The 8,771-nt window shown below is 65.5% G+C and carries 10 protein-coding genes; 5 read left to right on the top strand and 5 right to left on the bottom strand.

The features are described from left to right. The first annotated feature begins 94 nt into the window (after positions 1-94). Together VGH68_RS03585 and VGH68_RS03590 are read left to right on the top strand one after the other, a co-directional pair. Complete coding sequence (locus VGH68_RS03585) at positions 95-979, top strand: manganese catalase family protein (RefSeq protein WP_331602129.1); 885 nt, start codon at positions 95-97, stop codon at positions 977-979. 30 nt (positions 980-1,009) lie between these two features. Beyond that, entirely contained in the window at positions 1,010-1,519 is a 510-nt protein-coding gene (locus tag VGH68_RS03590) for a ferritin-like domain-containing protein (RefSeq protein WP_331602130.1), read from the top strand. Positions 1,520-1,629: 110 nt separating this feature from the next. Here VGH68_RS03590 and VGH68_RS03595 read toward each other — a convergent pair whose 3' ends face one another. After that, the gene (locus VGH68_RS03595) at positions 1,630-2,241 is read right to left on the bottom strand and encodes a hypothetical protein (RefSeq protein ID WP_331602131.1); all 612 of its coding nucleotides are present in this window, start codon (positions 2,239-2,241) and stop codon (positions 1,630-1,632) included. Positions 2,242-2,271: 30 nt separating this feature from the next. On the opposite strand from VGH68_RS03595, the gene VGH68_RS03600 reads away from it, so the two are divergent. Beyond that, the gene (locus VGH68_RS03600; protein ID WP_331602132.1) at positions 2,272-2,769 is read left to right on the top strand and encodes a ferritin-like domain-containing protein; all 498 of its coding nucleotides are present in this window, start codon (positions 2,272-2,274) and stop codon (positions 2,767-2,769) included. Positions 2,770-3,009: 240 nt separating this feature from the next. Beyond that, complete coding sequence (locus VGH68_RS03605) at positions 3,010-3,600, top strand: hemerythrin domain-containing protein (protein ID WP_331602133.1); 591 nt, start codon at positions 3,010-3,012, stop codon at positions 3,598-3,600. A 74-nt stretch (positions 3,601-3,674) separates the two neighbouring features. Here VGH68_RS03605 and VGH68_RS03610 read toward each other — a convergent pair whose 3' ends face one another. The 4 genes from VGH68_RS03610 to VGH68_RS03625 all read right to left on the bottom strand — a co-directional run bounded on the left by VGH68_RS03610 (position 3,675) and on the right by VGH68_RS03625 (position 7,394). Beyond that, a complete protein-coding gene (locus tag VGH68_RS03610) occupies positions 3,675-4,685 on the bottom strand; it encodes an SDR family oxidoreductase (protein ID WP_331602134.1) in 1,011 nt (336 codons plus the stop codon). A 119-nt stretch (positions 4,686-4,804) separates the two neighbouring features. Further along, entirely contained in the window at positions 4,805-5,065 is a 261-nt protein-coding gene (locus VGH68_RS03615; RefSeq protein ID WP_331602135.1) for a hypothetical protein, read from the bottom strand. Between the two features lie 173 nt (positions 5,066-5,238). Beyond that, positions 5,239-7,074: an HAD hydrolase family protein gene (locus tag VGH68_RS03620; protein WP_331602136.1), complete on the bottom strand. Its 1,836-nt coding sequence runs from the start codon at positions 7,072-7,074 to the stop codon at positions 5,239-5,241. A gap of 20 nt (positions 7,075-7,094) precedes the next feature. Further along, positions 7,095-7,394 (bottom strand): hypothetical protein, encoded by a 300-nt coding sequence (locus VGH68_RS03625; RefSeq protein WP_331602137.1) that lies wholly within the window; start codon positions 7,392-7,394, stop codon positions 7,095-7,097. A gap of 338 nt (positions 7,395-7,732) precedes the next feature. Here VGH68_RS03625 and VGH68_RS03630 point away from each other — a divergent pair. Continuing rightward, the coding region (locus tag VGH68_RS03630) for a cytochrome ubiquinol oxidase subunit I (RefSeq protein WP_331602138.1) at positions 7,733-8,771 on the top strand (1,039 nt) is incomplete at its 3' end.

Consider the following 8,771-nt stretch of genomic DNA (forward strand, 5'->3'; position numbering starts at 1 on the left):
ACGCTACGTGCGCATCCGTAGCGGCGCACCGCGTACTCCAGCGGCGGCACACCGCATGCGCGATCCGATGTACTCAACGTCAATGGAGATCACTATGTTCATGCACAACAAACGGCTTCAATACACAGTTCGAGTCGGCACGACCAATCCCGGTCTTGCGAATCTGATGCTCGAACAGTTTGGCGGCCCGCAGGGTGAACTGGCCGCCGCGATGCGCTACTTCACTCAGGCTGTTGCGGAAGAGGATCCGGGCCGCAAGGACATGCTGTTCGACATTGCGACCGAAGAGTTGAGCCACCTGGAGATCATCGGTTCGATCGTCGCGATGCTCAATCGCGGCGCCAAAGGTGAACTCGCCGAAGCGGTCGAGCAGCAGGCCGAGCTTTATCGCAGGCTGAACGGCGCCGGCAACGATAGTCACGTGACCCAGCTGCTGTACGGCGGCGGGCCGCCGCTGACCAACTCCGGCGGCGTGCCATGGACGGCCGCCTACATCGACACGATCGGTGAACCGACCGCGGACCTGCGCTCGAACATCGCCGCGGAAGCGCGCGCGAAGATCGTCTATGAACGGCTGATCAACGTGACCGACGACGCCGGCATACGCGAAGCGCTGGGCTTTCTGATGACCCGCGAGGTCGCGCATCAGAAGTCGTTCGAGAAAGCGCTGTATGCGATTTCGCCGAACTTCCCTCCGGGCAAGATGCCGCCGCGCGAAGAATTCGCGAACGTGTACTACAAGATGTCGCATGACGGCGCGATGATCGATGCGCCGTGGAACAGCGGCACCGGCTTGTCGGTGCAGACCGGCGAACCCGCGGTGGACGGCGGTGACGGCACTGCGTCGGTGGGACTGGAGCAACAGCAGGAAACCGCACTGACTTCGATGGCCACGCGTCTGCGCTCCGATCCGTCGGGCGATCCGACCACCGGAGCCGAACTGGGCGGTCAGGTCCCCCCGACCAATGACATCGAGTGACCTCTCGCGTGTACACATCTGGAGAGTTACATGACTACGCCACAGGAACATGTCGTCGACTGGCTGCGCGACGCGTATGCGATGGAAAAGCAGGCCGAAACGATGTTGACGGCACAGTCGAAGCGACTCGAGAACTATCCGCTGCTCAGGGAGCGCATCGACCGGCATATCGAGGAAACGCTTTCGCAGCAGCAGTTGCTGGAGACGTGCCTCGATCGGCTCGGCAGCAGCCCATCGGCGATGAAAGATCTGTCCGCGCGGATGTCGGCGTTCATGCAAGGCGCCGGCGGGATGGCGGTCAGCGATGAAGTCATCAAAGGCGGCATGGCCGGCTATGTGTTCGAGCACGTCGAAATTGCGGCCTATACGACGCTCATCGCGGCGGCCAACGCGGCCGGCGACATCGAAACACGCCGGATCTGCGAACAGATTCTGCCGCAGGAGGTCGAGATGGCGAAGTGGCTGCTTGAACACCTGCCGGAGACAGTGACCCAGTTCTTGGGCCGCTCGGCGGCCGACCGCGACGAAGCGAAACGGTAAAACGCCCAGCCGGGATCCGCAGCCGCTGCGCAGCGATCCCCGCCCGTGTCGGCGCGTCCGCTTGCGCGCAGGCGCCAGCGCGGCGTTCGAAAACGCGCCGAGCGCGTGTACTAGGGCCCGAAAAAGGTGTTGCAAAACTGACCGGCCACCGTGCAGTTCCGCTCTGTCGCGGCGGGCTGCGCCGGCTCACGCCGATCCATCGTCGAACAGCCCGCAAGCGCGGCGATCAGCAATGAAATGATTGCTGCGCGACAAAGCCCGAGGGTGCGGCCGCGCATTTCATCGCCCAAGCGGCGAGCCCCGTATCGGTGTCGCCCCTCGCAACCAACCCCGTCTTGCGTATCGATCGCGTGAAGTTGTTTTCCCACTTCGCCATCCTGCATGTCCGTCATCTCCGTGCGCGTGATAGAGCGGCTCGACCGCCCGCGCAACCGATGGTGCAAGCGCGATACCCGCGTCGCGCTATCGGTCCGAGCGCTGGTGCCGGCTGCCGCGATCGGCCGATACGGGTGCTGCCCGTGTCGAAAGCCGTAGCGGTGAACGTTGTAAAGGGCGCTTGTAAGCGTCGCAAGTCCAACAGCATCGGGAGCACGTTTCAGCGCGCGTCGTGCGGCGCCGCCCCGACTTTTTGCCGCGCCGAAGCCCGCCGCGACACCGACCACATCATGCGCGCAATGGCACGTGCGTTGCGCGTAGTCCGTCGACCACTGCGCCAGTGGCATTCCGCTTTCTTTTCAACCAAGGAGCATCCCATGAGCCGTAAAACAGTCAACGACCTATTCGTTCATTCGCTATCCGACATCTACAGCGCCGAGAAGCAGTTGACGAAAGCGCTCGGCAAGCTTTCCAGAGCGGCGACCAACGAGCAATTGTCGAAGGCTTTCCAGACCCACCTGGAGGAAACGCAAGGACAGATCGAACGGATCGATCAGGTGGTCGAAAAGTGCGGTCTGAAGCTCAAGCGCGTCAAATGCGCGGCGATGGAAGGTCTTATCGAGGAAGCCGACGAGCTGCTCGACGAAATCGAAAAGGGCCCGGTGCTCGATGCGGGTCTGATCGGCGCCGCGCAGAAAGTCGAGCACTATGAAATCGCCGCGTACGGCACGCTGTGCGCGCTCGGCAAGCAACTCGGATTCAACGACGGTGTGAAGCTGCTGCAGGAAACGCTTCAGGAAGAAAAGGCCACCGATCAGAAACTCACCGAGTTCGCGGAACAGGTCGGCAACCCGCAGGCCAAGTCCGCCTCATAAGCACCAACTCGACCGGCCGTGGCGCGAAAAAACCCGCGCCCGGCCGGCATTAGCCTCATCGCGCCAACACCGGCGCGTAGGCAAGCCGCGCGTCATCACACCATCGGTCGCATCGCGTTGCGCTGAGCACCACTGCATGATCACCCACGTCCAGTGCGCCCGCCGAGGGCTGCGCCGGGCGTGCGGAGCGGGAACGGCTTATGCGGCATTCGCGCGCATACCGCTCCCAGGAGAACCGACATGCCGGATAACGCTGCATCGCTATCGCCGTCGATCACCGCAATGATCCGCCTCGATCATATGCACGTGCTCGCCGCCTCGCATCGATACCACGCGTCCACGCCGTGGTGGCGCAAACGCGCGATCGTCAACGGCGTGTGCGCCGCGCTGGAAATCCACGCGCAACTGGAGGAAGAGATCTTCTACCCGGCGCTGAGCAGTGCCCTGCCCGGCGACGAAACGCTCGCGAAAAGCCGTCCTGAGCACGACGAAATGCGCGCGACGATCGCGAAACTGAGAGCGATGGGCCCGGAAAACGCCGCGTACGACGGGCTATTTCATCAATTGATACGCGAGGTCGCGCATCACGTCGCCGATGAGGAAGCCGTGCTGCTGCCAGCCGCGGAGCGCGCGTTGAAGCAGGAGTTGCGCACGCTGGGCGCGCAGATGACGCGCCGCCGGATGCAACTGCTCGGCGAACGGCCGATGGAGATTGCCGTCAACACCGCGGGCACTTTCCCACTCGCGACCGCGTTGCTCGCGACGACCGTCGTACTTGCACTGCGCCGTTGCCTGCCAAGGTCGCGCCGCGCATTGCGGGACGAATACTGATTGATCGACTGTTTGATCGACTGCTTTTAAGCAGGCCTTGGAGGGCATCCTCGCGGATGCCCTCCCGAACGCCATCACGGAGGGCTCGCGCGGCCGCGCCGTGAAGCCGCCGCGGCGAGCCATACCGCGCCCACTCCGAGCGCGAGCCCGATCGTCCGGTAGGGATGCTGCGCGGCCGCGGTATAAGCACTCGAGTCATGCACGCGGCGCGGGCGGGGCGAGCGCTCTTTCAAGCCGCCCGCGCCGGATTCGAGCCCGTCGGCTCGCGAGGGCGGGTCATCGGTGTGCTGCAAGGAGACGCCGATTGCGCTCACCACGCGATCGAATAGCGAAGGTGTCTGCCGCGCGAACGCCGACATCCCCCGCGACGCGCCGCCGACGAACACATCGCGCTGCGGGTACTGGGCCGCATGCAGGATCGCCTTCGCGACGACATCCGGTGCGTATTCGGGCGCCGGCAGCTTCGGTTCGAAATCGAGGTAATTGCGTGCGTGCTCGACGAACTGCGTATGAATGCCGGCCGGCTTGATCAGCGTGACGGAGACCGGCGCGCCCTCGTCCATCAGCTCCAGACGCAGCGCATTGGTGTAGCCCTTGACCGCGTGCTTGGACGCCACATACGCGCCTTGCAACGGCACCGCCAGGTCGGACAGTTCGCTGCCCACATTGATCAGCGCACCGCCGCGCCGCTTCAGATACGGCAGCGCCGCCAGCGATCCATTCACGACGCCCCAGAAGTTGGTCTCGAACAATTGCCGCTGATCGTCGACCGGCACATCGGCGAGGCGGCCGTATACCGACACGCCCGCGTTGTTGACCCACGTATCGAAGCCGCCAAAGCGCTCGACAGCGCGTTCGACCGCAACCTTCAATTGCGGCAGGTCGGCGACGTCGGCCACCGCGTAGTCCACCTGGGCGCCGCGCTTGGCCAGCTCGGCGGCCAGCTCACGCAAATCGCCTTCGCTTCGCGCGATCAGGAACAGACGCGCGCCGCGGCGCGCGGCGAGTCGCGCGGTCGCGAGGCCAATGCCGCTCGTCGCGCCGGTGATCACGATGGTTTGCCGCTCGACAGGTTTGAGTTTCATCGACTATCACTCCATGAAAGCCAGACGGGTTCGCCATCGCGCCGTTCGTGACGGCGCGTCGACGGTTCGCGCCCGATGTGGGAGGCGCGGGCTCGCGCCAGGCGGTATTGTCTGCGCAGTTATCCAGCAGCCGCTTGCGTGGCCCAGCCGCCATCGGCCGGCCGCGCCAGTCCCGACGCAATGCCGCGCGCCGCCTGGGCGGCAATCTCAAGCGCGTCGCCCCGCGACACGGGGCCGCACCTGCCGCGGCGCTCGAAGACCATATGACGCTCGCCGCTGCGCTCGGTCACGCGCACGACCCACTGAAACGCCCTCTCCGAATCGCGGATGACCGTGGAGGTCACGACGAAGTCCGCTATCTCTATCGTCTGTACGCGCATGGTCGGCTCCTTCGCTCGCGTTGCCGGAGCGCGCGCATTGCGCGTGCCCGGCAAGCGTGCTACGTCGACCGCGCTCGTGGTTGTCAATGCGCGCAGCCGGTGGGTCCGACGCCGCTTCCCCGGTGTCCAACCGCTTCATTGCGGATCGTCGATCGGGGAACTTTGACGCTCGCTCATCCGCGGTTTTGCGGCGCGCCCGTCAACACCGCGGGCAATGACGGATTTTCCGGCTGCGTATAACGGTCGTGGATCGCGGCGCGAATCCGCGCGAGACTTTCCGCGGCATCGAGCGTCGCGTCCTGCTCGATACGCCGCGCGTCGGCGGCGAGATCCGCATCGCCGATTTCCTGTTCGAACCAGCGCGAATAATCGCCCCGCTGGCGGTGAAACTGCCAGGTCCCGGCATCGACGCCCTCGGCGATTTCGACGAATAGCACGAGGTTGTGCGCGCGCAGATTCAGCGCGTTATGCTCGCCGCGAAAATAGAAGCTGCGCTCCGGAATCAGCAAGCCTTCCGCGTACTTGCGGCGATGCCGGCTGCGCTCCTTGCTGCCAGGTTGCAGGCTGACGAGTTCCGGCGCGGCGCCAGCGTCGACGCGCCACAACAACGCGTCGCCTTTAGCCAGTTGCGCGTCGCCAGCCGCGGAGCCATCGGCGGCTCCATCGGCGGCTTGGTCACCGGCTCGATCAGCCGCCCCATCGTCCGCAGGCGGCGCATGTCCGCTTGCGGACGCAAAGCGCTGCAATGCGGCGCGGGCGTCGCGGCCCATCGACAGCACCATGTCAACCTGGCGCAACAACGCGGGCGCAAGCTGCTCGGGCGACACCGTGACGGCCAGCGCTGTTTCGAGCGCTTCGGGAATCGCCTGGCTCGCGCTCGCCCATACGGCTGGAAACAGATGATGCGCTTCCTCGAACACGAGCCAGTGAGGCCGGCCGGTTTGCGTGCGCAGGCGCTGCACCTGCAGCAGCAGATTCGCGCAGAACCCCGGACGATCGGCAATCGGCACGCGCAGCAGATTGACCGCCACGGCCGGGCGCCCGGGACGGCGCAGCAGTTGAACGACCTCGTCGATCGACGGTGCCGCGCGCGCGTCGCCGAGCACGATCGTCATATCGTCGTTGCTGTAGTCGCCTTCCGGATCGACGATGCACAACTCACAGCCCGCGCCCGCGAGCCGTTCGAGCAGCCCCGCGGTCGCAGTCGACTTCCCGCAGCCGGATGCGCCGACCAGCAGCGCGACCGTGCCGTGGGTGGATAGCCAGGCGGGCTCGCCATCGGGCGCGTCGTGGCGCGTGCCGAGCATAATGCGGTTGCGCGGCGACGCGGCGGCGATGTCGCGCAGATCGTCGGCGATCAGCATGTCGATCAGTTCGGCGACGCCCGCCCCCGCCGCCGCGCGCGTCACGTGATCGGCGTGCTTTTTCAGTTCGGGTAACGCGTTCGCCACCGCCACCCCAACACCACATCCATCGAGCAGCGCGTGGTCGTTTTCCGCGTCGCCGACACCGGCCACGTTCAACGGCGACAGTTCGAGATCGGCAAGCGCCGCGTTCAGACCGCTCTTCTTCGATACGCCGGGCGACACGATCATCACCGCGTCGCCGTTGAAGACGATCTGCAGTTCCAGACCGAGATCGCGGATTACGTCGAGCGCGACATGCTCGTGCGGCTTCATCGTCGCGACCAGCGTTTCGCTCACGCTGAACGCAGCCGGTGCGCGCCGCCGCAATTCGGCGACGAAATCCTCGGGCGGCGCCGGTGCCAGCAGACGCCGCCCGCCATCGGCCGGGCAATACAGCACGCCGCCGTTTTCCGCGACCACGCGCGAAAACAGCTCGATGCGCGGACAGATGCTGAGCAGGTCGTCGAGTTCGCGACCGCTCACGAGGATCGCGTGTCGGCCTGACGCGCGCAGCCGTTCGAGCGCGGCCCAGGTGGAGTCGGCCACGCGTCCGTCGGAGGCGAGTGTGTTGTCGTAGTCGCTGGCGAGGGCAAAAAATCGCATGGGGAGTTCCTCGTCTTCCGCTATAGCGGGCCCGGCAGATTGCCGGCCGCGTCGGGCTCGTCCGCGTCGCCGAGCGTGTGATCGCGCAGCTTCGTGTCGTCACCATCGCGCGGCACGACCTTGTCGATGTCCTCATCGGCGATGTCGTTCAGCCTGTTGCCGCCGGGCGCGCGCGGGCCGGAACCCCCGGCGGATTCCTGCCCGTCCTGTTGTTGCGATTCGCGCTGCTGCTGTTGCGGCTCGCGCTCGTGACCGGGGCGATCCGCATCCGCGCGCTGCGCCGTTGGCGGCGAATCCGGCTTGCTCGTTGTGTCGTTCATGACGGCTCCTTGTTCTATCGATGCACCGAGCGAGCAAGGCACATACCGCGCGAAGCGAAGCATCGCGAAGCACGGCGGTCCCCGCATCGCGCGCGCCGCACACTCGCAGCCCGCGCTGTGACCGCTGCGCGCGCCGTTGCACTTTTGACACGGCCACACCCGCGTTTGCCGTCAAACGTGCGCGCAAATACGCCGACAAGCGTGCCGCGCGCCAGGCCACGCGCTTGCTCACAGTAGTGTCGTCTCACCGCCGGGGCTGCCCCGAGCCCCGGCGCGATCGCCGCTGCCCGCGGCACGACGCGCTCCGCCCGACGGGTGCGCCCCGACGAGGTGCCATGATGTCCGTTCCCATTGATGCCGTGACGCTGGCGCGAGCGCAGTTCGGCTTCACGATTGCGTTTCACATCATCTTTCCGGCGATGTCGATCGGGCTCGCGAGCTACCTCGCCGTGCTCGAAGGCTCGTGGCTCATCACGCGCAAACCGGTGTATCTGGCCGTGTACCGCTACTGGCTGACGATCTTCGCGGTGGTGTTCGGCATCGGCGTGGTGTCGGGGCTCGTGATGTCGTATGAATTCGGCACCAACTGGGCGCGCTTCGCGTTTCGGGCAGGTCCGATCGTCGGCCCGCTGATGGGCTACGAAGTGCTGACCGCTTTCTTTCTCGAGTCCGGCTTTCTCGGCGTGATGCTGTTCGGCATGCACCGCGTCGGTCCGCGCCTGCACTTTCTCGCGACTCTGCTGGTCGCGATCGGCACGCTGATGAGCGCGTTCTGGATCCTCGCGGTCAATTCATGGATGCAGACGCCGCAAGGCTATGCGTTGGTCGACGGCCGCTTTTTCCCGGCCGACTGGCTGCGCATCATTTTCAATCCATCGTTTCCGTTCCGGCTCGTCCATATGGTGCTGGCCGCGTATCTGAGCGTCGCGTTCCTGGTCGGCGCGGTCGGCGCATGGCATCTGCTGCGCGATTCGCGCAACCCATGCGCGCGGCTGATGGTGTCGATGGCGTTGTGGATGGCCTGCATCGTCGCGCCGATCCAGATGCTGGTCGGCGACGCGCACGGCATCAATACGCTCAAGCATCAGCCCGCCAAAATCGCCGCGCTGGAAGGCGATTGGGACGCCCGGCCCGGCCAGCCGCTGATCCTGTTCGGCTTGCCGAACATGCGCGAGGAAAGGACCGACTACGCGATCGAGATCCCTCACCTCGGCGCACTCATTCTCACGCACACATGGAACGGCTCGATCAAGGGGCTTAAAGCGTTTCCGCCTGAGGACCGGCCGTTCTCGCCCGTGGTGTTCTGGGCGTTCCGGGTGATGGTCGGGCTTGGCATGCTGATGGCGCTGCTGGGTCTCGGCAGTCTGGTGCTTCGCT

This window comes from Paraburkholderia sp., from assembly GCF_036488505.1.
Taxonomy (GTDB): Bacteria; Pseudomonadota; Gammaproteobacteria; order Burkholderiales; family Burkholderiaceae; genus Paraburkholderia.

Coding starts and splice junctions, on each gene's coding strand:
- VGH68_RS03585 (WP_331602129.1), top strand. CDS start 95: ATGTTCATGCACAACAAACGGCTTCAATACACAGTTCGAGTCGGCACG.
- VGH68_RS03590 (WP_331602130.1), top strand. CDS start 1,010: ATGACTACGCCACAGGAACATGTCGTCGACTGGCTGCGCGACGCGTAT.
- VGH68_RS03595 (WP_331602131.1), bottom strand. CDS start 2,241: ATGCCACTGGCGCAGTGGTCGACGGACTACGCGCAACGCACGTGCCAT.
- VGH68_RS03600 (WP_331602132.1), top strand. CDS start 2,272: ATGAGCCGTAAAACAGTCAACGACCTATTCGTTCATTCGCTATCCGAC.
- VGH68_RS03605 (WP_331602133.1), top strand. CDS start 3,010: ATGCCGGATAACGCTGCATCGCTATCGCCGTCGATCACCGCAATGATC.
- VGH68_RS03610 (WP_331602134.1), bottom strand. CDS start 4,685: ATGAAACTCAAACCTGTCGAGCGGCAAACCATCGTGATCACCGGCGCG.
- VGH68_RS03615 (WP_331602135.1), bottom strand. CDS start 5,065: ATGCGCGTACAGACGATAGAGATAGCGGACTTCGTCGTGACCTCCACG.
- VGH68_RS03620 (WP_331602136.1), bottom strand. CDS start 7,074: ATGCGATTTTTTGCCCTCGCCAGCGACTACGACAACACACTCGCCTCC.
- VGH68_RS03625 (WP_331602137.1), bottom strand. CDS start 7,394: ATGAACGACACAACGAGCAAGCCGGATTCGCCGCCAACGGCGCAGCGC.